The 26,488-nt window shown below is 72.9% G+C and carries 22 protein-coding genes; 13 read left to right on the forward strand and 9 right to left on the reverse strand.

Annotation, left to right across the window (positions count from 1 at the left end; translation table 11 throughout):
* Positions 1 to 81: 81 nt before the first annotated feature.
* Both ACZ6S0_RS33885 and sigJ read right to left on the reverse strand, forming a co-directional pair.
* The gene (locus tag ACZ6S0_RS33885; RefSeq protein WP_465923385.1) at positions 82 to 1,314 is read right to left on the reverse strand and encodes a serine hydrolase domain-containing protein; all 1,233 of its coding nucleotides are present in this window, start codon (positions 1,312 to 1,314) and stop codon (positions 82 to 84) included.
* A 173-nt stretch (positions 1,315 to 1,487) separates the two neighbouring features.
* Positions 1,488 to 2,444, reverse strand: coding sequence for an RNA polymerase sigma factor SigJ (gene sigJ / locus ACZ6S0_RS33890; RefSeq protein ID WP_465923386.1), 957 nt, complete (start codon positions 2,442 to 2,444; stop codon positions 1,488 to 1,490).
* Between the two features lie 216 nt (positions 2,445 to 2,660).
* Here sigJ and ACZ6S0_RS33895 point away from each other — a divergent pair, with 216 nt between their 5' ends.
* A complete protein-coding gene (locus ACZ6S0_RS33895; protein ID WP_465923387.1) occupies positions 2,661 to 3,167 on the forward strand; it encodes a carboxymuconolactone decarboxylase family protein in 507 nt (168 codons plus the stop codon).
* A 191-nt stretch (positions 3,168 to 3,358) separates the two neighbouring features.
* Entirely contained in the window at positions 3,359 to 4,897 is a 1,539-nt protein-coding gene (locus ACZ6S0_RS33900) for a serine/threonine-protein kinase (protein ID WP_465923388.1), read from the forward strand.
* A 168-nt stretch (positions 4,898 to 5,065) separates the two neighbouring features.
* Here ACZ6S0_RS33900 and ACZ6S0_RS33905 read toward each other — a convergent pair whose 3' ends face one another.
* Entirely contained in the window at positions 5,066 to 5,959 is an 894-nt protein-coding gene (locus tag ACZ6S0_RS33905; protein ID WP_465923389.1) for a hypothetical protein, read from the reverse strand.
* Between the two features lie 174 nt (positions 5,960 to 6,133).
* Between ACZ6S0_RS33905 and ACZ6S0_RS33910 the strand changes: the two genes are divergently transcribed.
* Entirely contained in the window at positions 6,134 to 7,399 is a 1,266-nt protein-coding gene (locus ACZ6S0_RS33910) for a cytochrome P450 (protein WP_465923390.1), read from the forward strand.
* 23 nt (positions 7,400 to 7,422) lie between these two features.
* On the opposite strand, the gene ACZ6S0_RS33915 is transcribed toward ACZ6S0_RS33910, so the two are convergent.
* Positions 7,423 to 8,223 carry an isocitrate lyase/PEP mutase family protein gene (locus ACZ6S0_RS33915; protein ID WP_465923391.1) on the reverse strand — a complete coding sequence of 267 codons (801 nt, stop codon included), beginning with the start codon at positions 8,221 to 8,223 and terminating at the stop codon, positions 7,423 to 7,425.
* A gap of 269 nt (positions 8,224 to 8,492) precedes the next feature.
* Here ACZ6S0_RS33915 and ACZ6S0_RS33920 point away from each other — a divergent pair, with 269 nt between their 5' ends.
* Together ACZ6S0_RS33920 and ACZ6S0_RS33925 are read left to right on the forward strand one after the other, a co-directional pair.
* On the forward strand, positions 8,493 to 12,182 hold the full coding sequence (locus ACZ6S0_RS33920) for a S8 family serine peptidase (protein WP_465923392.1): 3,690 nt from the start codon (positions 8,493 to 8,495) through the stop codon (positions 12,180 to 12,182).
* A 111-nt stretch (positions 12,183 to 12,293) separates the two neighbouring features.
* Positions 12,294 to 13,517: a ClpP family protease gene (locus tag ACZ6S0_RS33925; RefSeq protein ID WP_465923393.1), complete on the forward strand. Its 1,224-nt coding sequence runs from the start codon at positions 12,294 to 12,296 to the stop codon at positions 13,515 to 13,517.
* A gap of 34 nt (positions 13,518 to 13,551) precedes the next feature.
* Here ACZ6S0_RS33925 and ACZ6S0_RS33930 read toward each other — a convergent pair whose 3' ends face one another.
* Together ACZ6S0_RS33930 and ACZ6S0_RS33935 are read right to left on the reverse strand one after the other, a co-directional pair.
* Complete coding sequence (locus tag ACZ6S0_RS33930) at positions 13,552 to 14,772, reverse strand: cytochrome P450 family protein (RefSeq protein ID WP_465923394.1); 1,221 nt, start codon at positions 14,770 to 14,772, stop codon at positions 13,552 to 13,554.
* A gap of 124 nt (positions 14,773 to 14,896) precedes the next feature.
* Positions 14,897 to 15,682, reverse strand: coding sequence for an ABC transporter ATP-binding protein (locus ACZ6S0_RS33935; protein ID WP_465923395.1), 786 nt, complete (start codon positions 15,680 to 15,682; stop codon positions 14,897 to 14,899).
* Positions 15,683 to 15,839: 157 nt separating this feature from the next.
* Between ACZ6S0_RS33935 and ACZ6S0_RS33940 the strand changes: the two genes are divergently transcribed.
* The 7 genes from ACZ6S0_RS33940 (at position 15,840) to crcB (ending at position 21,754) form a co-directional block, all read left to right on the forward strand.
* Complete coding sequence (locus ACZ6S0_RS33940) at positions 15,840 to 16,865, forward strand: ABC transporter substrate-binding protein (RefSeq protein ID WP_465923396.1); 1,026 nt, start codon at positions 15,840 to 15,842, stop codon at positions 16,863 to 16,865.
* Complete coding sequence (locus ACZ6S0_RS33945) at positions 16,862 to 17,704, forward strand: ABC transporter permease (protein ID WP_465923397.1); 843 nt, start codon at positions 16,862 to 16,864, stop codon at positions 17,702 to 17,704. Before ACZ6S0_RS33940 ends, ACZ6S0_RS33945 begins: the two co-directional genes overlap by 4 nt.
* Positions 17,705 to 17,892: 188 nt before the next feature.
* On the forward strand, positions 17,893 to 19,107 hold the full coding sequence (locus tag ACZ6S0_RS33950; RefSeq protein ID WP_465923398.1) for an SGNH/GDSL hydrolase family protein: 1,215 nt from the start codon (positions 17,893 to 17,895) through the stop codon (positions 19,105 to 19,107).
* A 363-nt stretch (positions 19,108 to 19,470) separates the two neighbouring features.
* Complete coding sequence (locus tag ACZ6S0_RS33955) at positions 19,471 to 20,349, forward strand: AfsR/SARP family transcriptional regulator (protein WP_465923399.1); 879 nt, start codon at positions 19,471 to 19,473, stop codon at positions 20,347 to 20,349.
* Positions 20,350 to 20,547: 198 nt separating this feature from the next.
* Complete coding sequence (locus tag ACZ6S0_RS33960; protein ID WP_344872671.1) at positions 20,548 to 21,042, forward strand: fluoride efflux transporter FluC; 495 nt, start codon at positions 20,548 to 20,550, stop codon at positions 21,040 to 21,042.
* Entirely contained in the window at positions 21,039 to 21,395 is a 357-nt protein-coding gene (locus ACZ6S0_RS33965) for a DUF190 domain-containing protein (protein ID WP_465923400.1), read from the forward strand. The genes ACZ6S0_RS33960 and ACZ6S0_RS33965 overlap by 4 nt, the downstream gene beginning before the upstream one ends.
* Positions 21,392 to 21,754, forward strand: coding sequence for a fluoride efflux transporter CrcB (gene crcB, locus ACZ6S0_RS33970; RefSeq protein WP_465923401.1), 363 nt, complete (start codon positions 21,392 to 21,394; stop codon positions 21,752 to 21,754). Before ACZ6S0_RS33965 ends, crcB begins: the two co-directional genes overlap by 4 nt.
* Before the next feature lie 3 nt (positions 21,755 to 21,757).
* Here the strand turns inward: crcB and ACZ6S0_RS33975 are convergent, their stop codons facing one another.
* Both ACZ6S0_RS33975 and ACZ6S0_RS33980 read right to left on the reverse strand, forming a co-directional pair.
* The gene (locus ACZ6S0_RS33975; protein WP_465923402.1) at positions 21,758 to 22,909 is read right to left on the reverse strand and encodes an alpha-hydroxy-acid oxidizing protein; all 1,152 of its coding nucleotides are present in this window, start codon (positions 22,907 to 22,909) and stop codon (positions 21,758 to 21,760) included.
* A gap of 110 nt (positions 22,910 to 23,019) precedes the next feature.
* Complete coding sequence (locus ACZ6S0_RS33980) at positions 23,020 to 24,303, reverse strand: MFS transporter (RefSeq protein WP_465923403.1); 1,284 nt, start codon at positions 24,301 to 24,303, stop codon at positions 23,020 to 23,022.
* Between the two features lie 54 nt (positions 24,304 to 24,357).
* Here ACZ6S0_RS33980 and ACZ6S0_RS33985 point away from each other — a divergent pair, with 54 nt between their 5' ends.
* Positions 24,358 to 25,422 carry a LacI family DNA-binding transcriptional regulator gene (locus ACZ6S0_RS33985; RefSeq protein WP_465923404.1) on the forward strand — a complete coding sequence of 355 codons (1,065 nt, stop codon included), beginning with the start codon at positions 24,358 to 24,360 and terminating at the stop codon, positions 25,420 to 25,422.
* Here ACZ6S0_RS33985 and ACZ6S0_RS33990 read toward each other — a convergent pair.
* On the reverse strand, positions 25,403 to 26,419 hold the full coding sequence (locus ACZ6S0_RS33990; protein WP_465923405.1) for a hypothetical protein: 1,017 nt from the start codon (positions 26,417 to 26,419) through the stop codon (positions 25,403 to 25,405). The two genes, ACZ6S0_RS33985 and ACZ6S0_RS33990, sit on opposite strands and share 20 nt — an antisense overlap.
* Between the last annotated feature and the right edge of the window lie 69 nt (positions 26,420 to 26,488).

The following is a 26,488-nucleotide window of genomic DNA, read 5'->3' on the forward strand; positions in this document are numbered from 1 at the left end:
TGCCCAAAATTCGCTTTTTGAGGCAACCGGATCGGCAGGAGTCGCGGCCCGGCGGTCAGAGACCGCCGCCGAGCCGCGGCCTCAGAAGTACCGCGAGGTCAGGTCGGTGGTGGGCCAGGTCTTCACGGTGCCGGTCGCCGTACCGAGGATCGGGTCGATCGCATCGAAGTCGGGCGTGCCGGCCTCCTCCCGCCGGTTGAAGATCGCGCAGTAGCTGACGCCGTTCTGGATCCGGGCCAGGAAGCTGAACGTGCCCGGCATCGAGCCGTTGTGCCAGGTGTTCAGCGTGCCGACGTTGTTGTTGCGGACGTGCCAGCCGAGGCCGTACCAGGAGCCGCCGGAGTTCACGCCGGTCTCCGGCTTGGCGAACACGCGCGAGATCGACGTCTGGTTGAGCACCGTGCCCGGGGCGTCGAAGACGAAACCCCACTTCACCAGGTCGACGGCGGAGGCGACCCAGCCGCCGTTGGCGTCCTGGTTCGGCATGTTGAAGCCGCCGTAGGGGTAGGGCACGACCGCGCCCGTGTCGTCCACGACGCTCTTCCTCGTGTACTGCGACTCGTAGGGCGCCTCCGTGGCGAACGCCTGCGCGCGCAGGCTCCGGCCGAGCCGCGGGCGGGTGATGCCGACGGGCGCGAGCAGCTTCTGCCGAACGTACGACTCGTAGCTCATGCCCGAGAGCTTCTCGATCACCCGGCCGGCCAGCATGTAGCCGTAGTTGCTGTAGACGTACTTGGCGCCGGGGGCGAAGTCGAGCTTCCTGGCCGTGACGTACTTCATGATGTCGGCGTGGTCGATCGGCAGCGGCACGCCGAGCGACGTGGAGATCGTCTGGTCGTACCAGAGCGGGTCGTAGCCGGCGTCGCGGTCCCAGCCGCCGGTGTGCTGGAGCAGCCGCCACAGGGTGACGTTCGCCAGCCGGGGGTCGGCCGTCGTGGACAGGCCGAGCAGGCTCGACACCTTCGCGCCCAGGCTGACCTTGCCGTCCTGGGCCAGGCGGGCGAGCGCCGCCGCGGTGAGGCTCTTGCTGAGGCTGGCGATCCGGAGGAGCGAGGTCGGCTGCACCAGCGTGCTCGTGCTGCCCTGCAGGTACGAGCCGTAGCCCCGGGCCAGCAGGATCTTCCCGTTCTTGGCCACCGCGAGCTGGGCGCAGGAGATGTCCCGCTCCGCGATGTACTTCTTCATCGCGGTGTCGAACCCCGCGAGCGCCGTCGGCACGACCCCGGTCGTCGGGATCGCGGCGGCGGCCTCGGCCGTCGCGGGCCGGGTCCCCAGCGCGATGGCGGGCACCAGACCGGCCCCCGCTTGCAACAAGCGCCGACGGCTGAGCGTACTCACATGTCCCCCTGAAACCACAAAAGCTAACGAAAGCACCCTTACTACCACAATGAACGGCAGTCACGGGTTCCGCCCGGCAGGACTCACAGGTTCGGGCGTCATCCGTGCGCACGCCCGGCCGAGGGGCCGCGTGCGGCGAACGCGGCTGGTCAAGGCGCTTCGACCGGCGGGTCCTCGTGGTGGGGTCCTGCCGTCCAGGGGCGGAGCTTGTCGGGGTTGCGTACCCCCCAGATACGGGTGATCCGGTCACCGGCCACCTCGAAGGCCATCACCGCCACGGTGTTGCCGTTCTCCTGGATGACCAGGCCGGGCTGGCCGTTGACGGTCCGCTCCAGGAGCGTCAGGTGGGGCGCCCGCTCGGTGAGGCCCAGGGCGTAGTGCGCGATCTGCGCGCCTTCGAGCTGGTGCGTGACGGCCTGGACCAGGCCGCCGCTGTCGGCGACCACCGTGGCGCCGGGGTCGAGGAGGCCGATGAGGGCGTCGATGTCCTTGGCCTCCCAGGCCAGCTTGAAGTCCTTGACGATCCGGGCCCGCTGGGCCGCCGGAGTGGCGGGCGCCTGCGCGTCGCGGAGGCGGCGGCGGGCCGAGGAGGCGAGCTGGCGGCAGGCCGCCGGGGTACGGCCGACGATCTCGGCCACCTCGGTGAAGGAGTAGCGGAAGACGTCGTGCAGGATGAACGCGACCCGCTCGGCCGGGGTCATCGACTCCAGCACGACGAGGAACGCCATGTTGACCGACTCGTCCAGAGTGATGCGGTCAGCCGGATCGCCTCCCGCCCGCCCGCTCGTCCACTCCCCGGGCTCGGGCAGCGGCTCGGGGACCCATTCGCCCACGTAGCGCTCGCGCCGGGCCCGCGCAGAGCCGAGCAGGTCGAGGCAGACGCGGCCGGCGACCTTGGTCAGCCAGGCGCCGGGCGACGCGATGGCCTCCTGCTGCTCCGGGGACATGGCGTACCAGCGGGCGTACGTCTCCTGCACCGCGTCCTCGGCCTCGGCCAGGGAGCCGAGCAGCCGGTAGGCGAGATTGATCAACTGGCGCCGCTCGCCGACGATCGCGCTCAGGCCCGGATCGGGCCGGGCCGCTCCCGGCTCGGATGGGCTGGTCATGGGGTGGTCATGGTGTCGTCGGCTCCCTCGGTGCGACTGCCGTCACCCGTTCGACGAGACAGCGCCGCGAAGTGTGACGTCCGCACCGCACCTCACATTTCGCGCGCCCGTGCCGTCGGACTCATGAGACACCATCCGGCGCCCGCCCCGCTCGGCGCCCCCCGCCAGGCCGGACGTCTTCGAACCACCCGAGAACGCCGAAAGGAAGATCACCCGATGACCATCCCCACGACGACCGGCCAGGACGGGCTCCGCTCCCGGCTGCCCGACCCCTCCACGCTCATCCCCGAGGTGGGCGCCATCGCAGGAGCGATGTTCAAAGCCGTCACGAACGGTTCGATCCCGAAGACCACGATCGGCCTGGTGCAGCTCCGCGCCGGGCAGATCGTCGGCAGCACCTACCACGCCGTCCGGCAGACCGGGGACCTCCGCGACGCCGGGGAGCCGGAGGAACGCATCACCGCCGTGGCGACCTGGCGGGACGCCCCCTGCTTCACCGACGCCGAACGGGCCGCGCTGGAGCTCGTGGAGGCCGTGCTCACCCCGAACCCGTCCGGGGAACGCGTGCCCGACGAGCTGTACGCCAAGGCGGCCGCCCACTACGACGAGCGGGCGCTCTGGACGCTCACCCTGGTGATCGCCCAGATCTGCTTCTTCGTCCCGGTCGCCCTCATCGCCAAACCGATCCCCGGCCGGCCCTTGGGACAGCACTACCACACGTAACACCCCGTGGAACGCGCTCAGGGCGAGGGACTGGCGCTCGCCCTGGGCGCGTCCGGCACGGCGTCGGGCAGCTCTGCCCGATCCGGCGAAATGTCACTAGAATCCTGACTGCGCTGCGGCGATGGCCTGGCGTGACCCTGCCAGGAACGGCGTGCCGGTGGCAGCCCGCCTCGACGTGCGTGGAGGAGCTCATGCCCGCTGGCCCGCTGGAGCCGGGAGACCCGCGAGTGCTCGGAGCGTTCCAGGTCGTCGGCAGGCTGGGCGAGGGCGGGCAGGGGATCGTCTACGAGGGGCGCGGCGCGTCCGGCGACCGGGTCGCGATCAAGGTCCTCAGAGGGGGCGCCGATCCCGACACCCGCCGCAGGCTGGCCAGGGAGCTGGAGTCGGCCCGCCGGGTGGCTCCCTTCTGCACGGCGCGCGTGCTGGAGGCGGAGCCCGACGGTCCCGTCCCGTACGTGGTGAGCGAGTTCGTCGCGGGCCCCTCGCTGCAGGAGCGGGTACGCCTCGGCGGCCCCCTGCGCGACGGCGACCTCGACCGGCTGGCGGTGGGCACGGCGTGCGCCCTCGCGGCCATCCACGGCGCCGGGGTCGTGCACCGGGACTTCAAGCCCGCCAACGTGCTGCTCGGTCCCGACGGGCCGCGCGTGGTCGACTTCGGCATCGCCCGGCCGCTCGACGCCGGCACCGCGCCCTCGACGCTGTCGGGCACCCCGCCGTACATGGCGCCCGAGCAGCTCAAGGGGGATCACGGCTCTCCGGCGGCCGACGTCTTCGCCTGGGCCGCGACGATGGTCTACGCGGCGACCGGGCGGGCGCCGTTCGGCAGCGACACCGTGGCGGCCGTCTTCCAGCGCATCCTCACCCAGGAGCCCGACCTTTCCGGCATTCCGCGGGGGCTGCGCGAGACGCTGGCCGCCTGCCTGGCCAAGGAGCCGGGGACGCGCCCGTCCGCCCGCTCGCTCATGATCCGCCTGGTGGATCCCGGGGCTCCCACCGTCGCGGTTCCCGACGTCGGTCAGGTCCCCAGCGCGTACGTCCCGCCGAACTGGTCCGGCCCCGGCGCGACCCGCGTGCTCCCGGCCGGCCCGGTCCCCCAGGCCACCGACGGACGGACGATCCCCGCTCCCCCGCCGGAGGCGTACCCCGGCCGGGACGGCTCCACGGGCGTGCGGATCCGCCGGCGCGGGACGCGTCAGGTCGCGGCGGTGGCGGCAGTCGTCGTCGCGGCCCTCGCGACGGCGGGCGTGCTGTACGCGAGCGGGGCGATCGGGCGCCCCGCCGAAGGCGACCGGCCGACGTCGCAGGCGCTGCCGGAGACGTCCGCCGCCCGGGAGACGACCTCGGGACCGGCCTCGACGCCGTCCCCGGTCCGGGAGACGACCTCGGGGACGGCACCCCTCGCCTCGGGATCGGGCGAGATCCCCGAGACCTTCGCGGGGACCTGGACCGGACAGGTCGTCTCCCAGGACGACCGCCAGAAGCCCGTCGAGATCACCATCACCCTGGCGGCCGGGCAGCGCACGGGCACATGGGCGAGCGGCGCGTGCACGCTCACGGCCACGCTGACCGGCGTCGACGGCGGCACCGTGCTGAACATGACCGTGGAGCAGGGAGACGGGTGCGTGGGCGGAGACATGACCCTCACACTGAACGGCCCCGACGCCCTGACCGTCGTCCAGCAGGAGGGCGCGAGCGCGCTGGCGTACCGCGGCAACCTGCACCGCTCCTGACACCTGCACCGCTCCTGACGCCTACGCCGCTCCTGACCGCCGCGAAGGAGCGCGGGAGCCGCACGGCCCGCGCCCCTCCTGACCGTGGCGAAGGAGCGTGCGAGCCGCACGGCTCGCACCCTTCCTGACCAGCCCGAACGCCGTGGATGCGAGCGCGCCCCCGGCCGTTCAGCCGGCGCGGGCGATCTGGAACGAGTAGGCCCCGGTCTTCGCCGTGCCCGACCTGACGACCAGCGCGTAGCGTCCGTCGCCGTTCGAGAGCGGGAGGTCGAACTCGTAGCCGCACAGCGGGAACGGCTGCCGGGCCTCGGCGACGCTCTTCTCGGCGGCGTCGTACAGCTCCAGTTCGATGGCCGTGCACGCGCCCGCGCCGCCGAGCACCTTGATGGCCGTGGCGCCGTCCGAGTCGAACTCGAAGCGGTCGACGCGTCCCGGCACGTCCAGGCGTCCGGCCCCGGCGGGGTCGCCCTCGCCGATCTTCAGGCCGATCGCCACGGGGAACGTACGGACCTTGACGGTGGCGATCCGGAAGGCGTACGCGCCGACGACGTTCGTGTTCCCCCAGACCTCCAGCCGGTGACCGCCCGCCTTGGTCAGCTTGAACAGCGAGGTGCCGAAGCTCAGCGCCACGCTGGAGGGGCCTGATGGCTCGCCGTCGACCTCGGAGAACACCTGGAGCTGAATGTCGTCACCCTGCATGTCGGTGACGTAGAACTCCCTGGCGTCGCCCAGGTCCAGGGTGAAGGCGTCCTTCTGCCCCGCGCGGGTCAACTCCGCCGAGACCGTGCTGCCGTCGGTCAGGACGCCACCCGGCTCGACCGCCGCCGCGCCGCCGTCCTGGGCGGTCTCGGCGGGCCCGGTCTGGGCCTCGGTCGGGGCCTGAGGCTGGGTCTCGGGAGTGCTCTCCCTGGGCGCGGCGGCCGTACTGCTGGTCACGGGGGCGGTGTCGGCGTCTCTGGTCTCGCCGGCGAGGCCGCAGCCCGCGAGCGCCACGAGTGAGAGGACGAGGACGGCACCGTAGCGGCGCGGCGCGGCTCGGCGTACCCCAGGGAAATGTGTCATGGCAGCCATTCTTCGCGGCGCGCTTACAACCCGATTGCCCGCAACTATCCCAGCCTTGAAAGCCGGGGGACGCCCTGGGGTGACATGCCGTCCCGGGGTCACCGCACGGCTCGGCCGAACGGCTCTGGATAGATGATTTCCGCCGATCTAAGCTGGTCAACAGGAGATCTTGCGATGTTTGACATCGACAGTAAAGGACTGCTCGCCGCCATGACAGCCGCGCCGGAATCCCGCTGCCCGATGCACCCGTTCGACCTCGACGCCCAGGGCGTCAACCGCCCCGGCCTGCACCTCAACCCCCGCTACCACGAGCTTCGCGAGACGGACCCGGGCGTCCACCCCGTCACCCGCCCCGGCGGCGAACGCGTCATGCTCGTCACCCGCTACGACGACGTCGTCGCCGTCCTGCGCGACCAGGACGTCTTCTCCCGCGCGGCCGCTCTCGGCGTCGAGGACCTTGACCTCGAGGGCACCCTTCTCGCCCTCGACGGTGACGAGCACGCGGCGGCGCGCGGGGTGGTGGCCGACCACTTCACGCCGCGCGCCATCGCCAAGCTCCGCCCGCAGTTCGAGCGGCGCGCCGCGGAACACCTGGCCCGCCTGCTGCGCGGCGGCGAACCGGCCGACCTGCTGGCCGACTTCGCCCTCCCCTTCTCCCTGGACAACATCGCCGAGATCTTCGACCTGCCCGAACGGGACCGCGAGCAGTTCTACGCCTGGGGCGAGGCGTTCCTGACCGACAGCGCGCACGCGCCGGACAAGGCCGCCGAGGCGCAACTGGCCATGGTCGGCTACCTGGTCGGCCTGATCGAACAGCGCCGGGCCGACCCCGGAGACGACCTGCTGTCCACCCTCACGGCCCGGGGCGCGCACCTGCCGCCCGAGCGGCTGGTCAAGCTCCCGCTCGTGCTGCTGCTGGCCGGGTGGGAGACGACCGGGAGCAGTATCGGGACGGCCGCCCAGGTGCTGCTGTCCGACCCGTACGAGGACCACGGCAGCGCGTACGCCTACCTGGTGGCGCACCCTGACCGGATCGAGCCCGCGGTGACCGAGCTGCAGCGCATGTTCACCACGGCGGCGGCCGACGCCCTGCCCCGCCGTACGATGCGCGACGCGGAGCTGCCCAGCGGCGCCCACCTGCGCGAGGGCGACCTGGTGATCCCCTCGCACCCGGCCGCGAACTACGACCCGCGCGTCTTCGCCGACCCCCACCGCATGGACTTCTCCCGGGCCGAGCGCCACCTGTCCTTCGGGTACGGCCCGCACCACTGCATCGGCCGCCATCTCGGGCACACCGGCGTGGTCGTGGCCATGGAGGCGCTGGTGCGGGAGCTGCCGACGCTGCGGCTGGCGGTGCCGGCGGAGCAGGTCGAGCGCAAGCCGCACATGACGTTCGCGGGGCCGGTGAGTGTACCGGTGGCCTGGAGCCCGCCCCGCTAGCCTGCCCGCCCGGCGCTGCCGCGCTACTCGGTGAACAGGTCGTTCAGCTCGCCGAAGCCGAGGGCGCCGTCGAGCGAGTCGAGGGTGCCCTTGCCGAGCAGTTCGAGGGTGACCTGCCGAGCCGTGCTGTAGGCGGCCTGGGCGACGGCCATGCCGAGGCTGATCCTGCGTACTCCGGCGGCGGTGAGCGCGGCCACGTCGGGGCCGCCGGCCATGGCCATGGCGTTGACCGGGATCGGCGCCGCCTCGGCGAGCGTGCGCAGCGCGGTCAGGTCGAGCAGGCCCGGTACGAAGATGCTGTCGGCCCCGGCCTCCGCGTAGGCGTGCGTGCGGGCGATGACCTCGTCCAGGTCGCCCAGGCCGAACATGATGACGTCGGTGCGGGCGTTGAGCACCAGCCCGTCCAGGCCCGCGTGGGTGGCGGCGGCGCGGACCTGGCGGATGCGGGCCGTCTGCTCCTCGACGGTGTAGAGAGGGCCGCCGACCGCGCGGGAGTCCTCCAGGTTGACGCCGACGGCGCCAGCGGCGATCACGCCGGTGATGGTGGCCGTGAGGTCGTCGTAACCGCCCTCGATGTCGGCGGTGACCGGGACGTCGACGACGGCCGCGATCCGGGCGACGATCTCGATCACGTCGGAACGGCTGAGCGCCTGGCCGTCCTGGCGGCCCTGGCTCCAGGAGAGGCCGGCGCTGGTCGTGGCGATCGCGGGCGCGCCGGCCGCGGCGATCACCGCGGCGCTGGCGGCGTCCCAGGCGTTGGGCAGGAGCAGCACCGACTCGTTCTGCAGCGAGCGGAGCCGGTTGGCCTTGTCGGCGGCGGTCATGCGGGTAACTCCTCGATCGGCGTGGTGCTTTCTGGGTCTTGCGCGGCGGACGTGGGCCTCGCCTCATCAGGTATAGCGCCACACCGGCCGCCGCCCCCGGCGGATTTCGGACGTCATCCTCGGGACCCGGCGGCTGTGACGGGTGGGGTGGCGGATACCTGACGTGTCAGGAGTTCGCCACCGATAGCTATTGGGATAGAACGTCCGTTTCCTGAGAATATGTCCCCCACATGATCAGCGGCGCGGGACCACAGGGAGGACCCCCGAGGATGCGACCACTTTCCCAGGTCATCGCGGCGACCACCGGCGCGACCGTACTGGCCTTAGGCCCGGTGGTGCCGGCGGGCGCGCAGGCCGGAGCCCCGCCCGCCGCACCGGCGGCCACTCCCCTGGCGGCGCCCCCGGTCACCCGGACGCTGACGCTGGTCACCGGCGACGTCATCGACGTGCAGACGTACGCCGACGGCCGCCAGGTGGTCAGCCCGCGCCCCACCCCCGGCAGGCCCCAGCCCGCGTTCAAGACCGTCGACCGCGACGGCGACCTGTACGTGATCCCGGAGACGGCCCGCCCGATGCTGGCCGCGAACCGGCTGGACGGCGAGCTGTTCAACGTCACCACCCTCATCGAGGCCGGTTACGACGACGCCCACCGCGCCTCGCTCCCGCTGATCGTCAGCTACGGCAAGAGCGCCGCCCGCTCGCTCGCCGCCCAGCCGGTGCCGGCCGGGGCGCGCAGGACGCGGGTGCTGGCCAGCGCCAACGCGACGGCCGTCGAGCGCACGCCCGCCCAGGCGGCCGCGTTCTGGAACGCGCTCACCTCGTCGACGGCCAAGGCGGCGGCGACGCCGTTCGAGAAGATCTGGCTCGACCGGCCGGTACGGGCCACGCTCGAGACCAGCGTGCCGCAGATCGGCGCCCCGGACGCCTGGCAGGCCGGCTACGACGGCAAGGGCGTGAAGGTCGCCGTGCTCGACACCGGCGTCGACGCCACGCACCCCGACCTCGAAGGCCGCATCACGGAGGCGGTCAACTTCACCGACGCCCCCGACACGGCGGACCGCAACGGCCACGGCACGCACGTGGCCGCCACGATCGCGGGCAGCGGCGCGGCCGACGGCGGCAAGCGCAAGGGCGTCGCCCCCGCCGCGTCCCTGTACGTCGGCAAGGTGCTCGGCGACGCCGGCCAGGGCTCCCTGTCGTGGATCGTCGCCGGGATGGAGTGGGCGGCGGCGCAGCAGGTCGACGTCGTCAGCATGAGCCTGGGCACCAACGACCCCTCCGACGGCCAGGACCCGGTGAGCCAGGCGCTCAACACGCTCTCCAGCCAGTCGGACGCGCTGTTCGTGGTCGCGGCGGGCAACGCGGGCCCGGAGACGCGCACCGTGTCCTCGCCCGGGGCCGCCGACGCGGCGCTCACCGTCGGCGCGGTCAGCAAGCGCGACGAGCTGGCCTCGTTCTCCTCGCGCGGCCCCCGGCCCGGCGACGACGCGCTCAAGCCCGAGATCAGCGCCCCCGGCGTGGCCATCGTCGCCGCCCGCGCCGCGGGCACCGGCCTCGGCACCCCGGTCGACGACCGTTACACCTCGCTGAACGGCACCTCCATGGCCACCCCGCACGTCGCGGGCTCGGCGGCGCTGCTCGCCCAGCGCCACCCGGACTGGAGCGCCCAGCAGCTCAAGGCCGCCCTGGTCAGCACGGCCAAGCCGGTGTCCGGCGACCTCGACGCGATCGGCGCGGGCCGCGTGGACGCCGGGCGCGCGGTCGCCCAGCAGGTGTACGCCAGCCCGGCGACGATCAGCCAGCCCATCGTGGCCGCCGACGCCGAGCCCCTGACCTCGACGGTCGACCTCGTGAACGCGGGCGACGCGGCCGTCACGCTCGACCTGGCCCTCGACGTGCGCGACGCGCACGGCGCCCCGGCGCCCGACGGCCTGTTCACCCTCCAGGCCGCCCGCGCCGACGTCGCCGCGGGCGGCCGGACGCGGGTCACCGTGGCCACCGACCCGTCCAAGGGCACGCGCGGGCGCTACACCGGACGCCTGCGCGCCACCGCGGCGGGCGTCGAGGTGACGGTCGCGATCACCCAGACCGTCAGCCCGACCAGGCACCGCGTCGAGATCCCCGTCACCTACCGCGACGGCGGCGCGCCGGGCGCCGACTCCAGCGTGGACGTCCTCGACCTGGACACCGGCGACTTCTACGACCTGACGGTGCCGGAGGACGGCAAGCTCGTCGCCGACCTGCCCGCCGGGCGCTACTCGATGATGGCCACGATCTTCGAGCGGCGGCAGGTGGGCGTGCACTCCTCGGAGGTCGTCTTCGCGGGCGACCCCGACGTGGAGATCACCGGCCCGGCCACGGTCCCGATCGACGCCCGTCCCGCCAACCTCGTCCGCCTGGACACCACCAGGAGGACCGAGCACCTGCAGGTCACGATCGGCCACGTCCGCTACGGAGAGGGGCCCGGCCTGAACTCGTCGTGGATGATGACGTCCGCGACCGAGCGCGCCTACGTCACGCCCATCCAGAAGGCGGAGACCGGCGTGTTCGAGATGTACCACCACTGGGACCTCTACCAGCCGGTCGCCACCGCCACCGCGAACGGCAAGGACGTGCGGCTGACCCACATGGAGTACGGGCCCAAGTTCGACGGGCGGCGCGACCTGCGCGTCCACGACGGGGGCACCCGGGAGGACTTCACCGGCGTCGACCTGTCCGGCACGCTCACGCTGCTGACCTACCGGCCGGACGCGGACATGTTCCCCGCCGTCGAGAGCGCGGCCAAGGCCGGGGCCTCGGTCGTGGTGATCGCGCTGAACGAGCCGGGCGGCGCCCTGGCGTACTGGGGGTTCGGGCTGCCGACGCCCGCCTTCACCACCGGCTTCGAGGACGCCGCGACGCTGCGCAAGGCCGGCCGGGCCCGCCTGGAGGGCACCTCGGTCAGCCCGTTCTGGTACGACGTGCTGCGCTGGCACGACGGCGTGCCGCGCGACCTGCGCTACGAGATCTCGCCGCGGACCATGGCCCGCATCGACGCCACCTACCACGGCACCACGGACGAGGTGGGGTACGGCACGCGGGCCAGCTTCCGTCCCGCCGTCGGCAGCCTGCCGATCAAGCCGTCGCCGGTCGTCGGCCCGATGCGGCGCGAGGAGTGGACGACCCCCGGCGACCTCCTCGTCCGCACCAAGGTCCAGCGTTCCGGCGAGGGCGGCGAGCTGATCAGCGGCGACCGCTCCTACCGGACGGGCCAGCGGCTCGACGAGCACTGGTTCGCGCCGGGCGGGCCCGGCCAGCCGCGCAGCCTGTCCAGCGGGTACGTCGACTACGGCCTGCCCGCCCAGCGCACCGGTGACCAGGTGCGGATGATGACGCCCGCGTTCGGCGACTCCGATCCCGACCACTTCGGGTTCGTCTCCGCGGTGGGCGACGAGGCGTCGTTCAAGCTGTATCGGGGGGACGAGGAGCTGGCCTCCGGCGGGGAGCTGTACAACCGGGCGTTCACGTTCCCCGCGGAGCGGGCGTCGTACCGGCTGGAGCAGCGGGCCGCGCGGAGCGCCCCGTGGTGGGGCACGGCCACCAGCACGGCCACGACCTGGACGTTCTCCTCGGGCCGGACGGACGAGCGGGAGGTGCTGCCGCTGTTCACGATCGACTACGACCTCGGGGCCGATCCGCGCAACGCGGTCTCGGCGCGCGGGCGGCACACGTTCGCGTTCGGTGTCAGGGCTCCCACCGGGGCCGCTCCCGCGCGGATCGCCGGGGCCACGGCGCAGGTCTCGTACGACGACGGCGCGACCTGGGCGGCGGTCCGGGTGGAGCGGCTCCGCGACGGGACGTACCAGGTCAAGACCGACCACAAGCGGCGCAGCGGGCACGTTTCGCTGAAGGTGGCGGCCTGGGACGGGTCCGGCAACAGGGTCGACCAGACGATCGTCAGGGCGTTCGCCCTGAAGTAGGCCGCCTCCACCGCGTACGGTTCGGCGAACGGCGAGACAGGCCCGCGGCACGGCGGTACAACTGAGGCCGAAGCTCCTGGCAGCCGAACTCAACGCACGGTGGAAGCGGCGATGACCGAACCTTGGCCCACTCCAGGCGACCCCGGTCCGCGGCGGTCCGCGGACCCTCCGGCCGAGCAGGAACGCCCGCGCGAGCAGTCGTCGCGGCAGCGGACGATCCTGCTCGGCGGGGCGCTGGAGCCCGGCGGCGCCGAACGGGTCGCCGCGGAGCTGCTCTCACTGGCTCGGGACGACTCGCTGACCGACATCGTGCTGCTGATCGAGGCCGTGGGCGGTCCGGTCCAGGCCGGTCTCGACCTCGTCGACGTCATCGGCTCCGTCGAGTGTGATGTCGCGACGTACGCCACGGGGCTCGTCACGGACATGGGGCTGCTCGTGCTCGCCGCGGGTGCCAGGGGCAAGCGCCACGCGTTCCCCGACGCCCGCCTCGTGCTGCGGCGACCGCCGGACGCCCGCGTCACGAGGCGGCCGGCGCCGGACGCGGCCGGGCGGTTCCCTGACGACCGGGGGATGCGCTCGGCCCTGCGCGAGGTCGCGCTGGTGACCGCCGAGCGGACCGGGTGGGGCGTCGAGCGGGTCCTCGCCGACATGAGGGCGGAACGCTCGTTCGGCCCTGAGGAGGCCCGCGCGTACGGTCTCGTGGACGAGGTCGTCCACCAGTGCAAGCCGCTCGGCCGGAAGCCGCCCGACCGGGACCGGGACGCCGACGGCGGCACCCTGTTGCACCAGGCGTACTACGCGGGCGACCGGAGCGCCGTCGAAGCGCTGCTCGCCCGGGGCGCGGACGCCGGGCTGCGCAACCGGTTCGGGGTGACCCCGCCGCTGATGGCCGAGGTGCGAACGGCCGAGTCCCAGCTTCTCGACCTGGCCGGCCTGGTCGAGCCCTCGCACGGTTGGGGGCACATCGGCCCGCCCGCGTACTCCGGCGTGTCCATGCCCGACCGCACCTGGACGGACTCCGGCCCCGCCGCCGGGCTCTGCGCCCTGCTGCGCGGCCACGCCCCGGACGTCTACGCCTTCGCGCTGGCCAGGGCGGTGCGCGTCGGCGAGCCACGGGCTGTCCTCAGGTCCGCGATCAAGGTGGGCCGCCCGGAGTCGCTCGACCAGCTCGAAACCCTCCTCCACCGGTACGGCACGGCGAAGATCGCGACCGACTACCTCAACTGCGGCTCGCGGGAACTCGCCGACGCGGGGAAGCGCTGGGCGCGCGAACACCGCTACGAGATCCAGACGTGGTTCGGCGGCGGAGGCCCGGGCAGGTGGGGCACCGGCTGATCCCCGGCGGCCCACCGGCCCGGACGACGGCGTTTCAGCGCCCGGCGAGGCCGAGGTTGACCGGCAGGGACAGCGGGCCGACCGTGAAGAACGACGGCGAGTACGGGATGTCGGCGGGGTCGATCGCGAGGGTCAGCTCCGGCAGCCGCCGGTAGAGCGAGGCCAGCGCCAATCTGCTCTCCAGCCGGGCCAGCGGCGCCCCGATGCAGTAGCGCGGGCCGTGTCCGAAACCGAGGTTTCCCGACTGCTCGCGGGTGAGGTCGAACCGGTCCGCGCTCTCGCCGTACTCGGCCGGGTCCACGCCGCTCGCCTGGTAGACCACGCCCACCGCGCGGCCCTTGGGGATGTGCACCCCGGCGATGGTGACGTCCTGCGCCGTGAAGCGGAAACTGGTCATCATCACCGAGTGGCGGTAGCGGACGGTCTCCTCGACCACGTCGGCCCACCGGTCCCCGGCCTTGGCCAGCGCGAGCTGCCCGGGGTTCTGCGCCAGGGCCAGGATGGCGTGCCCGAGCAGGTGGACGGTGGTCTCGTGACCGGCGACGAGCATGAGCCACAGCACGCCGACCAGTTCCTCGGTGGTGAGCTTGTCGCCCTCGTCCCTGGCCTGGACCAGGCCCGAGGTGAGGTCGTCGCCCGGTTCGCGCCGCTTGCGCTCCGCCAGCTCGTGCAGGAACGCGTACAGGTCGTTCTGCGTCGCGAACGCCACCTCCGGCGGGGTGGTGTGCGCCAGCAGCGTCGCGGTCCAGTTGCGCAGCCGGAGCCGGTCCGTGGCGGGGATGCCGAACAGCTCGCAGATCACCCACATCGGCAGCGCCTCCGTGAAGGCGGGAACCAGGTCGACGCCGTCGCCGGCAGCCACCACGTCGTCCAGCAGGCCGTCGATGATCTGCTGGATCCTCGGCTCCAGTGCCTGTGCCCTGGCCGGGGTGAACGCCTTTCCGACCAGGCCGCGCAGCCGCCTGTGGTCGCCGCCGTCCATGGTGGACAGGTGGCCGCCCTGGACGATGGCCCGCAGCGGCCAGTCCTCGGGGATCGAGCCGTCGTACAGGGCGGGCCAGTGCTGGGGGTCCCTGAGGAAGGTCCTGTTGTCTCCGGCGAGGATCTCTCGTACGGCCTGGTGGGTCAGCGCCAGGTAGGCGGGCACGCCGCCCGGGAATTCCACCTCGACCACGGGAGCCGTCTCCCGGAGCCGGAGGCAGGTGTCGAGCGGGTTTTCGGCCGCGGCGGGAAAGGCGGGGAGCTTTGTCGTCATTTATCACCCTTGGGGAAGGAGAGCCGGAAAACAACCAGTGAGCACATCCAATATCCGGCATGAGCAAGACACAACACCGCCGCGGTGATCGGTAAGGATGGTCACCTCGCCTTCGCCCCTCCGGCTACTGCCCTCTCTCCCGAGCCACCGCTGACGGAGCCCGCTCCACCAGCAGTTCGCGCAGGTCGGCGGTGCACCGGGCGACCTCCTCGAAAGGGGCGTCGCGGCCCAGGGTCCGCGGGCGCGGGAGGCGGATCTCGACCACCTCCCTGATCCGCCCGGGACGCGGCGTGAGCACCACCACCCGGTCGGCCAGGAGCACCGCCTCGTCGATGGAGTGGGTGACGAGGACGATGGTCGAGCCGCTCTCCATGTGCACGCGCTGCAACTCCACCGACAGCTCCTCACGGGTGATCGCGTCGAGCGCGGAGAACGGCTCGTCCATCAGCATCACCCGGGGGTCGCCGATCAGCGAGCGGCAGAGGGAGACCCGCTGCTGCATGCCGCCGGACAGCTCGTGCGGCAGGCGCTTGTCGAACCCGGCCAGCCCGGCCAGCTCCAGCAGCCGCAGGGCGCGCTCACGGTGGGCCGCCCGGCGCCAGCCGAAGATCTCCACGGGAAGCAGCACGTTGTCGAGCACCGACCGCCAGGGCAGCAGCGCGGGCCGCTGGAAGAGCATCGCGATGTCGCGCCGCGCCTTGGTGACCCGCTCGCCGGCGACCGTGATCGTGCCCTCGGTCGGCGGCAGGAGACCGGCGATCAGCCGCAGAAGTGTGGACTTGCCGCAGCCTGATCGGCCGACCAGCGCGACGAACTCGCCCTCGGCCACGGTCAGGCTGATGCCGCGCAGCGCCTCGACGACCCCGGACCGACCGCCGAAACTACGGGAAACCCCGGCCAGCTCAATCATGCGCCCGGCTCTCCATCTGACTGCGATTTTGACCCAGGCGAACCAGCATATACGGATTGCCAAGAAAGAGAAGTCCTAGGTGGCCGGAGCCATTTCTTGTATCGTTCAATTCGTTCACCGGCCGAAGACTCAGGCACCTCACCCAAGGAAGCGGTGCATGAACAGGCTCATCCGCACGGTCGCCGCCCTCGCCGGAGCCTGCACGCTCGTCGTCGCCTGCGCCGGCCCCGGCGGTCAGCAGCAGACGTCGACCGCCGGCGGCGGACCGCTGGAAAAGGTGACCTACCTGACCTCGTTCGGCAACTTCGGGCGCGACGCGTACGCCTGGGTCGCGAAGGAGAAGGGGTTCTTCCGCGAGGCCGGCCTCGACGTGGACGTCAAGCCCGGCGGCGGCACCGGCGACAACATCTCCAAGGTCGAGGCAGGAGCGGCGATGTTCACCCCGGTCGACCTCACCGGCCTGCTGCTGGCGCGCGGCAACGGCGGCGCCGGGAGCGTCGTCGTGGTGGCCGGGATCCAGCAGCGCACCATGGCCGCGCTCATCAGCCTCGAAGGCAACGGGATCACCACGCCGAAGGACCTGGAGGGCAAGACGCTCGCCGACAGTCCGGGCTCGGTGGTGCGCAGCCTCTTCCCCACCTACGCCAAGCTGGCGGGCGTCGACGCGACCAAGGTCACCTGGGTCAACGGCGCACCCGCCAACCTCATCGGCCTGCTGGCCGGGGGCGCCGTGGCGGGCATCGGCCAGTTCGTGGTGGGCGAGCCGACCGTGGAGTCGGTGGCCAAGGGCAGGCAGGCGGTCGTGCTGCCGTACAGCGAGGTGATGAGCGACTTGTACGGCAACGTGCTGATCACCACGACCAAGATCGCCCAGGAGCGGCCGGACCTGGCCAAGCGCTTCATCGGAGCCCTGATCAAGGGGCTCGTCCACAGCATCGACCACCCCGACGAGACCGGGCGGATCCTCCAGAAGCACGTCCCCGCGTCGGCACCGGCCCCCGCCGCCGCCGAGTGCACGCTGATGGGCGCCTTCGTCCGGCCGGAGGGCTCGGGCGGCGTGGTCGGCACGATCGACACGAAACGGGTCGCCCGCACCATCGAGCTGCTCCAGGACGCCGACGCCATGCCGTCCGGGCTGACCCCCGACCAGCTCATCAGCGCGGACCTGACGCCGAAGCCTTGACCGCGCGAGGAGCACGCCAGGTGGCCGGGGCGGGCGGCCCGCAGCCCGCGCGACGTGTCGTACGCGACCGGAGCGCGACGGTCGCGGCCGTGGGGTGGCCCGCGCTCGGCCTCGTGGTCGCGATCGCCGCCTGGTGGGCGGTCACCTCGGCGTTCCCTCTCGTGCATCCGGCGGTGCTGCCGCCGCCCGCCGACGTCCTGGCCGCCTTCCGGGCGAGGTCCGCGGAGCTGCTCGGCGGGCTGGCCACGACCACGCTGGAGACGGTGGCCGGTTTCCTGATCTCCGTGGTCGCCGGGGTGCTGATCGGCCTGCTGCTGGCCGCCTCGCGGGCGGCCGAGCGGATGTTCTCGCCCCTGCTGGTGGCGGTCAACGCGGTGCCGAAGATCGCGCTCGGGCCGCTGCTGGTCGTCTCGCTCGGCTGGGGGCAGCGGCCGATCCTGACCATGGTCTTCCTGCTCTCCTTCTTCCCGATCGTGCTCTCCACCACCACCGGCCTGACCACGACGCCCGCCGAACTCGCCGAGCTGGCCCGCTCCCTGGACGCCTCGCGCTGGCAGACGTTCCGCAAGGTGCGGTTCCCCGCCGCGCTGCCGCACGTCTTCGTCGGGCTGAAGGTCGCCATGCCGCTGGCCGCAGTCGGCGCGGTGATCGGCGAGTTCCAGGCCGGGGAGGGCGGCCTCGGCTACCAGATCGTCCAGTACAGCGGCGTCGCCGACAGCGCCACCGCCTGGGCGGCGATCACCCTGCTGGCGGCCATGAGCGTCGCGCTCTACTCCGCCCTCGTGCTGGCGGAACGGCTGGCCCTGCCCTGGGTACGCGAGACCACGTCGGAGCGCTGACCCGTCCACGGCGGATGACCGGCAGCGCGGAACCACGCTGCCTCTCGGCGAGAAACGCCCGCCACCCCATCGGCTTACCGCGGACATCGCCGCTGGTAGGAGATAGTGAGGCGACGATGACCGCAGAGGAGGTGGCCCCCGCCACGGACGCGGACGGCGATGGCCCCATACGGGAGGAAATGCCAGCGATGAGTACCACACCGGCGACCGGCCCGCAGGGCCTCACCGACGTCACGATCAGCACCGAACTGCTGCGCGGAGCGCTGGAGCTGGAACGCACCGAGCGCGGCGTGGTGCCGCACCGGCTGCCGGCCCGTGCACGGGCGCAGGGCGCGGACGAGCAACTGCTGATGGCGGAGGCGCAGCCGGCCGGGGTGCGGCTGGCGCTGCGTACCACCGCCAGGGTGCTGGAGCTGGACACCATCCCGACCAAGCGCGTCTTCCCCGGCGCGCCCTCGCGGCCGGACGGGGTCTACGAACTCCTCGTGGACGGGCGGCCGTTCGGCGCGGCGGTCACCACGAGCGAGCAGGGCGGGGACGTCGTGACCGTCGACCTGTTCACGGGCGCCACCGAACTGCGCGCCGGCGGCCCGGTCACCCTCAGGTTCGAGGGCCTGCCGGACGGGCCCAAGGACCTCGAGCTGTGGCTGCCGCACGACGAGATCACCGTGCTGGCCGCGCTGCGCGCCGACGCCCCGGTCGAGCCCGTACCGGACCGCGGGCGCCGCTGGTGGCTGCACCACGGCAGCTCGATCAGCCACGGCTCCAGCGCCGCCTCCCCCACCGGCACCTGGCCGGTGATCGCCGCCCGGCTGGCCGGTGTCGAGCTGGTCAACCTGGGCCTGGCGGGAAGCGCCCTGCTGGACCCGTTCACCGCACGCACGATCCGCGACGTCCCGGCCGACCTGATCAGCCTCAAGCTCGGCATCAACCTGGTCAACGCCGACCTCATGCGCCGCCGCGCCTTCCGCCCCGCCGTGCACGGCTTCCTCGACACCATCAGGGAGGGCAGGCCCGACACCCCGCTGCTGGTGGTCTCCCCTCTGTACTGCCCGATCCACGAGGACACCCCCGGCCCCGCCGACTTCGACCGCGCCGCGCTGGCCGAGGGCCGGATCAGCTTCCTGGCCACCGGCGACCCGGCGGAGCGGGCGGCAGGGAAGCTGACGCTGAACATCATCCGCGAGGAACTGGCGCGGATCGTCCGGCAGCGCGCCGCCGACGACCCCCACCTCCACTATCTGGACGGACGCGAGCTGTACGGCGCGGCCGACTACACCGACCTGCCACTTCCCGACGAACTCCACCCCGACGCGGCCACCCACCGCCGCATGGGCGAGCGTTTCGCCGAACTGGCCTTCGGCGAGGCAGGAGTTTTCGGCAGAGTTTCCGGCGGAGTTTGAGCCCGGCGCATTTACCTGGGGCGCCGACGCCACCGGCGGCCACTAACATTTCTCTGCCATTCCACTGAATCGCGCGATTTCCTTGACAGGAAACACGGCCACCGCAAAGCTCTCCCCACAAGGAGCGAGTGTCAGCCGCGAAAGGCGACCGGAACAATTACGCATTCGACCTTCCAGGAAACCTGCCGCCCGCCCCGCCGACGTTCGGTCCCACGGGCGGCACGAGTGGCGACACGAGGGGCGGGGCCGTCCGGCGCTCCGGCATGCGCGCGACAGCGCGATGACAGGTCGCCGAAATGGCGCTCGGGTTCCCTTGTGGGGGGTTCTCCCGCCCCGCTCCGAATCGAGCCCCCGGAGTCACGGATGAACACCGTTGTCGCCCGCCGCTTCAGCCTGCTCGGCACGCTGCGCGTCGACCTCGGCGACCGGCCGGTCGCCATCACCGCCGGCAAGATGAAAGTGGTGCTCGCGGCGCCGCTGCTCAACGAGAACGAGGCGGTGACGAGCGACCGGCTGATCGAGTACATGTGGGAACGCCCGCCAGCCTCCGCTCGCACGCTGCTGCAATCGGTCGTTCCGCGGTTGCGCCGCATCGCCGGCGACCGCGAGTTCATCCGGACCCGCGGCTCCAACTACCTCATCGGCGTGGAGCCGGGCGAACTCGACCTCCACCACCTTTCCACGCTGATGGACCAGGCGGCCAAAGCCCGGACCGGCCTGGACCTCACCACCGAGTACGCCTGCCTCGGCCGTGCCATCGACCTGTGGCGAGGGCCGGCGCTGGCCGACGTACCGTCCCAGGCCCTCCAGCTCGGCGCCGCGGCCAGATTCGAGGAGATGAGGCTGCAGGCGCAGGACCGGCAGATCGAGATCGACCTCGCGCACGGGCGACACCCCCGGGTCATCGGCAGGTTGCGGGAACTGACGCGCGAGCATCCGTTCCAGGAGAGGTGGTGGCGGCAGTTGACGATCGCCCTGTACGGATGCGGCCGGCAGGTCGAGGCCCTGGACGCCTACCGCGAGCTGCGCCTCCTGCTCAACCGGGAGCTGGGCATAGAGCCGGGCCCGGACGCCGCGGCCGTCCACGAGGCCATCCTGTCGGCCCGGCTGCCACTTCCCGCACCCACACCCGCCCCCGCACCCGTCGCCGTCGTCGGAGCGCGTCCGATCGGCCGGGCCTGGCGTTTTCCCGGGCGCCGGAGCGACGGCGGGAAAGCCTCGTCGAGGTGCGGCCGAGCCTGACCCGCCACGTGCCGGGAGACGCTCGCGGACCGGCGCTTCGGCCCCCCGGGTTTGGGTAGAGGTGCGGCGTTGCCGGTAGAGTAGTGGGATTCGCGGCGGTGGGGCCCGCCGCCCCGGCCGGCGGCCGGGAAACCGCGGTTGCCGCCGCCAACGGTCCCTACCAGAGGAAACGCCTGTCGTTCTGGTGGGGAGAGCTGTATGAACGAGCCTGTCACACCCGTCGATCCCGACGTCGACGTGCACGCCCCCGCCATGCGCGGGGAGCTGCGGCCTCGGGCCTGGCCGGTGCTGGCGGCCATCTCCGCGGGCGGCGTGCTGGGCGCGCTGGGGCGCTTCGCGGTCTCCGTCGCGCTCCCGCACGGCCCCGGAGGCTTCCCGTGGTCGACGTTCCTGGTCAACGTGTCGGGCTGTCTCCTGATCGGCGTGCTCATGACGCTCATCGACCAGGTCTGGACGGGGCGGCGGCTGCTGCGCCCGTTCTGGGGCGTCGGCGTGCTCGGCGGCTACACCACCTTCTCCACGTACGTCCTGGACATCCACACCGCGCTGCGTGCCGGCGCGCCCGGCGTGGCCCTGGCCTACCTGGCGGCCACGCTGGTCGCCGCCCTGCCGGCGGTCTGGGCGGGCGGGGCTCTCACCAGTCAGGCGCTGGCCATCGCCCGGCGCCGGAGCGAACGCAGGAGGCAGCGGTGAAACTGCACGGACCCGCGCTGCGGCTGACCGTCTTCATCGGCGACACCGACACCTGGCACCACAAGCCGCTCCACCACGAGATCGTGCACCGGGCGCACGCGGCCGGGCTGGCCGGTGCGAGCGTGTTCCGCGGCATGGAGGGCTACGGGGCCTCCAACCGCGTCCACACCACGCGCATCCTGTCGCTGTCACAGGATCTGCCCGTGGCCGTCATCATCGTCGACACCGAGGAGAGGATCCGCGCCTTCCTCCCCGAACTGGACGAGCTGATCAGCGAAGGTCTGGTCATCCTCGACCAGGTCGAGGTGATCCGCTACGCGGGCCGCACTCCCGGGCCGGCGGACGACCGATGACGGTGCTGCTGGTGGCCCTCGGGGCGGCGATCGGGGCCCCTTTGCGCTACCTGACCGATCGCCTGGTGCAGGCCCGGCACGATTCGGTGTTTCCCTGGGGCACCCTGGCCGTCAACGTGGCCGGGTCGTTCGTGCTGGGGCTGCTGGTGGGGCTGCCCGCCGACGCGGCCTGGTTCGCGGTGGCGGGCACCGGGTTCTGCGGCGCGCTGACCACGTATTCCACTTTCAGCTACGAGACGCTGCGGCTCGTCCAGGACGGCTCCCGCCTCTATGCCCTGGCCAACGTCGTTGCCGGCGTGCTGGCCGGGCTCGGCGCGGGAGCGGCAGGACTGCTGGCGGCTCAGGCCATCGCCGGATGACGGTCAGCGGGTGACGAGGTCGGGGCCCACGTCGGCCAGGGTGGAGCGGCCGGACAGGGCGAGGGTGAGATCGAGGTCGGCCATCATGCAGCGCAGCACGTGCCGCACCCCGGCCTCGCCGCCCAGGCCGAGACCGTAGGCGTAGGGGCGGCCGATCATGACGGCCCGCGCGCCGAGTGCCAGGGCCTTGGCGACGTCGGCGCCCGTGCGGACGCCCGAGTCGAAGAGGACGGTGATCTCCCCGCCGGCCTCGGCGGCGATCGCGGGAAGCGCGTCCAGGGAGGCGATCGCGCCGTCGACCTGGCGGCCGCCGTGGTTGGAGACCACGATCCCGTCCATCCCCGCGTCCACGGCGCGGCGGGCGTCCCCGGCGTGCTGGATGCCCTTGAGCACGATCGGGCCGTCCCACTCCTGCCGCAGCCACGCCAGGTCGCCCCAGGTCAGGCTGGGGTTGCCGAAGTTGGCCGCCCAGTGCAGCAGGGCGCGGTCGCGGTTGGCGTCGGTGACCGGGCCGCCGATCGCCTTCTGGAACACGGGGTCGCTCCAGAAGTTCTGTACGCCGATCCCCCGGAGGAACGGCAGGTAGGCCCGGTCGAGGTCGCGCGGCCGCCACGCCAGCGTGCACGTGTCGAGGGTGACGACCAGCGTGGTGTAGCCCGACGCCGCCGCCCGGCCGACGAGGCTGGCGGCCAGGTCGCGGTCCTTCGGCCAGTACAACTGGTACCAGCGCGGACCGGCCTCGGCGGCGACCTCTTCCATCGCGGTCGAGGCGGCCGTCGAGAGCGTCATCGTGACGCCGAGCGCCCTGGCCGCGCGCGCGACCGCGAGTTCGCCGTCCTCGTGGAAGATCCGCAGCACGCCGACCGGCCCGAGAATGATCGGAGCGGGCATCGGCGTGCCGAGGATCGTGGCGGACAGGTCGCGCTCGGCAACGTCACGGAGCATCCGCGGCACGATCTTCCACGCGTCGAACGCGGCGAGGTTGGCGCGGGCCGTCCGCTCCGCGCCCGCCGAGCCGGCGACGTAGTCATGGGCCTGCGGCGTCAGCCGCGCCGCGGCCACCTCCTCCAGGCGGTGCAGGTTGGTCGGCAGGTCGGGGACGATCCCGTCGAGGCCGGCCAGGTAGATCTCGTGCTGGAAGTCGGCGAGGTTCACTGGGTGCTCCGGCCTGCGCGACGCACTGGATGGCGGTTCGGGGGAAAGGATCGGCAGCGTGTGGTTCATGATAGCTTTCGAGCCTTTCACGTCAACGAGCGCCAGGCCGGTCAGGTACGGATCGAGCACGGCTCCCCGTCCCGGGGAGGGCTGACGGCCCTCGCCCGCCTGCGCGCGGACAGCGCCGGGATCGTCGCGGGGAGCACCGCGGTCAGCGCGGCGACGCCGAGGAACGCCTTCTGCACGCCGGTGGCGTCGGCGAGCAGGCCGAAGCACGCCGGTCCGGCGAGATAGCCGAGATAGGCGACCGTGGAGATGGCGGACGTGGCCCGTCCCCGCGACCCGTCGGCGACCGGGCGCAGCCCGTGCGACAGCAGGGTGGGAAAGAGCACGGAGGTGCCGACGGCGGCGGCGGTGATGCCCGCCAGCGCGAGCGGCGGCGTGGCCGCGAACGCCGTCAGGAGACCTCCCGCCGTGGCGATCGTGCTCGCCACGACCAGCGTGGCGATCGCGCGGCGCAAGGTGATCGCGGCGGTGGCGAGACGGGTCAGCGCGGCGGTCGCGGCGAACGCGGCCGGTGCCACGGCGGCCAGCGCGGGCGAGGCGGTGAACGCGTCGGTCAGCAGGACGGCGGCCCAGGTCTGATAGGCGTTCTCCGCCGCGAACGCCAGTGCGCCGATCGCGCCGACCACGAGCAGTCCGGTCCACCACGGCGTGCGTCCGGCGGGTTCGGGACTCCCCGGCGCGCCGGGGCCCCGAGCCGGAGCGACGACCTCCCGAGCCGGAGCACCGTCGTCCCGAGCAGGAGCGCCGGAATCCCCGGCCGGAACCGAGCGCGTGGCGGCGACGACGCCCAGGCCGAGAGCGACGACGACCACCGCGGCCACGGCGAAGGTCACCAGCAGGCTGCCCGCCGTCGCGGAGAGGGCTCCGGCGCTCAGGCTCGCGACCGCCACCGAGGCGGAGAACGCCGCGTGCGAACGGGCCACCGCCGGACGTCCCGTGCGCCTTTCGACCGTCGCCGCCAGCGTGTTGATCGCCACGTCGGCCGCTCCCGAACTGGCCCCCACGCACAGGACCCCGGCGCACAACGCGACAAAGCTCACCGAGGCCGCGGACAGCACCACGCCCATGAGGCCCAGCAGCGCGAGCAGCACGCCGGCTACCCGGAGCCCGAGCGCGTCGACGAGCCGTCCGGTCAGCAGCATGGCGGGCAGCGCTCCGGCGCCCACGAGCAGCAGCGCGAGGCCGAACTCCGCATCGCCGACCCCGGCTCTGGCCCGCAGCAGGGGCAGGGTGGCGCCCCACACCCCCCAGAAGACGCCGAACCCGGCGAAGGCGAGGAACGGCGCCACACGTAACGCCAAGGAGGGACGAACGGTCACGATCGACATGTGTGTAACGCTACACAGAGGAGTTGTGTAACGCTACACGTCTAGGATGACCTCGTGCCGACGAATCCCAGACGCGTGACGCTGAAGGACGTGGCGGCCCGCGCCGGGGTGTCCGTCATGACCGCCTCCTACGCCTTCAACCGGCCGTCCCGGGTGGCCGCCGCCACCCGCGACCGCGTGCGCCGCGCGGCCGACGAGCTGGGCTACCGCCCCGACGCCGTGGGCCGCGCGCTGAAGTCCGGTCGTACGCGGCAGCTCGGGGTGGTCTTCAGCGAGCACCTGACCTACGCCTTCGACGATCCCCAGGCCGCGCAGTTCCTGGCCGGGGTCGCGGAGGTCTGCGTCGAGGAGGACCAGGGCCTCACCTTCATCCCCACCAGGGGCGACGCCGAGGACGCCGGTCGTGTGCTGTCCGCGGCGGTCGACGGTTTCGTGCTGTGGACCACCGCGGACGACGACCCGGTGCTGGCGGCGGTCGCCGGCGACCCTCGCCCCGCGGTCGTCCAGGGAGGCCCGGCACGCGAGGGGATCGCCTGTGTCACCCAGGACGACTACCGGGCCGCCCACGCGCTCGCCGCCCACGGGCTCCGCGACGGACGGACGCCCGTCGTGATCTCCTTCCCGCTCGACCGCGACCGCGAGCACCTGGTCACGACCGGCGCGAACCTGCCCTCCCGCATACCGTTCCCGGTCACCGGCGCCCGGCTGCGCGGCTTCCGCGCCGCCGTCGAACAGGCCGGGCTCAGGTGGACGGACACCCCGGTCGCGGTCGTGGCCCGCAACACCCAGCAGGACGGCGGGGCGGCGGCGCGCGCACTCATCCCGCACCTCTCCCCCGGCCCGCTCGTCATCGCCATGAGCGACGAACTCGCCCTCGGCGCCCACCACGCCCTGCGCGACGCGTTCCCGGACGCCGCCTACCTCGGCTGGGACGCCTCACCGGCCGGGCGGCGCCTCGGCATCACGTCCGTCACCAACCCGCTGCGCGACCAGGGCCGCCTCTGCGCGCGTCTGGCGCTCGACCCCGCCCTGCCGGACGACCGGGAGATCCCGTGGGCCATCACCACCGGCCCCGCGCCCGCCGCCGGGGCCGGGCCCGTCACAACCGCCGCAGGGTGAAGGTGTCGACGGGCTTGCCCGCGAACAACAGGTCCATGCGGCCGCTCAGCACGTAGTGGCGACCGCGCGGGTCGGCGGCGGCCGTGGTCGGGGCCGGGTCCTTCCAGGCCGTCTGGCCGGTGACCCTGGCGCTCTTCCAGTCGTCGGCCGGCCGGACGACGGCGACCGCGTCGGCGGGGGTGTCGCTGAGCCGGTTGCGCACCACCAGGAGTGACCCGTCGTCACGTACGGCGAGGCCGTCCGCGCCGGTCAACGGCTGGTCGAGCGGCACGGGGCGCAGCGAGCCCGGATCTCCCGCCGGCACCCGCCACAGTGTGCCGTCGTCGGTCTTGGCGATGACCAGATGACCGTCCTGCCAGACGATGCCGTTGGCCGCGAAGCCGTCGCCGCCGAGCCGGGCGTCGCGCAGGAAGACCGACGCCCGGCCGTCCGTGCCCACACGGTAGACCACGGGCGCGAACGAGTCGGTGACGTACGCCGTCCCGTCAGGGGCGATCGCGATGTCGTTGCCGAAGTGGTTCTCCCCTGCCCGACCGGCGGTGGCGGCGAGGTCCACGTAGCGCACCCGCCGCCCGGTCCGCAGGTCGTACACGCCGAGCCCGGCCACCCGCCTCCTGGTCGCGGGCGTGGAACGCTCGCCGGCGCCGTCGTCGGCGTTCGCCACGTACAGCAGCCGGCGGGCGGGGTCGATCCTGATCCCGACGGAGGAGATCAGCTTCGGGTCGTTCACCAGCGTCTCGGCCGACCCGTCCGGCCGCACGACGGACACGGTCCCGTGGCGCATCGAGCTGACCAGGAACGCCTGACGTACGGGGTCGTAGGCGACCCCCTCCGGGTGCAGCGTGGGCGCCCGGCCGTTGATCACCGCCGGATGCCGGACGGCCGTGGCCGACGCCAGGGCCGGCGCCAGGGCCGGCGCCAGGGCCGGCGCCAGGGCCACGGTGAGCGCCACCGCGACCGGCACGCCGAGGGCACGGTGGACGAATGTCGAAGGCACGAGGGTCTCCTTGTGGGATGTTTCTCATGGAGTGCGGACGAACCGATCGAGGCGGTCGGAGGTGATCGG

It is taken from the genome of Nonomuraea sp. NPDC051298, assembly GCF_055586305.1.

Coding starts and splice junctions, on each gene's coding strand:
- ACZ6S0_RS33950 (WP_465923398.1), top strand. CDS start 17,893: ATGAGTACCACACCGGCGACCGGCCCGCAGGGCCTCACCGACGTCACG.
- ACZ6S0_RS33940 (WP_465923396.1), top strand. CDS start 15,840: ATGAACAGGCTCATCCGCACGGTCGCCGCCCTCGCCGGAGCCTGCACG.
- sigJ (WP_465923386.1), bottom strand. CDS start 2,444: ATGACCAGCCCATCCGAGCCGGGAGCGGCCCGGCCCGATCCGGGCCTG.
- ACZ6S0_RS33925 (WP_465923393.1), top strand. CDS start 12,294: ATGACCGAACCTTGGCCCACTCCAGGCGACCCCGGTCCGCGGCGGTCC.
- ACZ6S0_RS33900 (WP_465923388.1), top strand. CDS start 3,359: ATGCCCGCTGGCCCGCTGGAGCCGGGAGACCCGCGAGTGCTCGGAGCG.
- crcB (WP_465923401.1), top strand. CDS start 21,392: ATGACGGTGCTGCTGGTGGCCCTCGGGGCGGCGATCGGGGCCCCTTTG.
- ACZ6S0_RS33980 (WP_465923403.1), bottom strand. CDS start 24,303: ATGTCGATCGTGACCGTTCGTCCCTCCTTGGCGTTACGTGTGGCGCCG.
- ACZ6S0_RS33920 (WP_465923392.1), top strand. CDS start 8,493: ATGCGACCACTTTCCCAGGTCATCGCGGCGACCACCGGCGCGACCGTA.
- ACZ6S0_RS33935 (WP_465923395.1), bottom strand. CDS start 15,682: ATGATTGAGCTGGCCGGGGTTTCCCGTAGTTTCGGCGGTCGGTCCGGG.
- ACZ6S0_RS33960 (WP_344872671.1), top strand. CDS start 20,548: ATGAACGAGCCTGTCACACCCGTCGATCCCGACGTCGACGTGCACGCC.
- ACZ6S0_RS33895 (WP_465923387.1), top strand. CDS start 2,661: ATGACCATCCCCACGACGACCGGCCAGGACGGGCTCCGCTCCCGGCTG.
- ACZ6S0_RS33910 (WP_465923390.1), top strand. CDS start 6,134: ATGTTTGACATCGACAGTAAAGGACTGCTCGCCGCCATGACAGCCGCG.
- ACZ6S0_RS33955 (WP_465923399.1), top strand. CDS start 19,471: ATGAACACCGTTGTCGCCCGCCGCTTCAGCCTGCTCGGCACGCTGCGC.
- ACZ6S0_RS33915 (WP_465923391.1), bottom strand. CDS start 8,223: ATGACCGCCGCCGACAAGGCCAACCGGCTCCGCTCGCTGCAGAACGAG.
- ACZ6S0_RS33930 (WP_465923394.1), bottom strand. CDS start 14,772: ATGACGACAAAGCTCCCCGCCTTTCCCGCCGCGGCCGAAAACCCGCTC.
- ACZ6S0_RS33905 (WP_465923389.1), bottom strand. CDS start 5,959: ATGACACATTTCCCTGGGGTACGCCGAGCCGCGCCGCGCCGCTACGGT.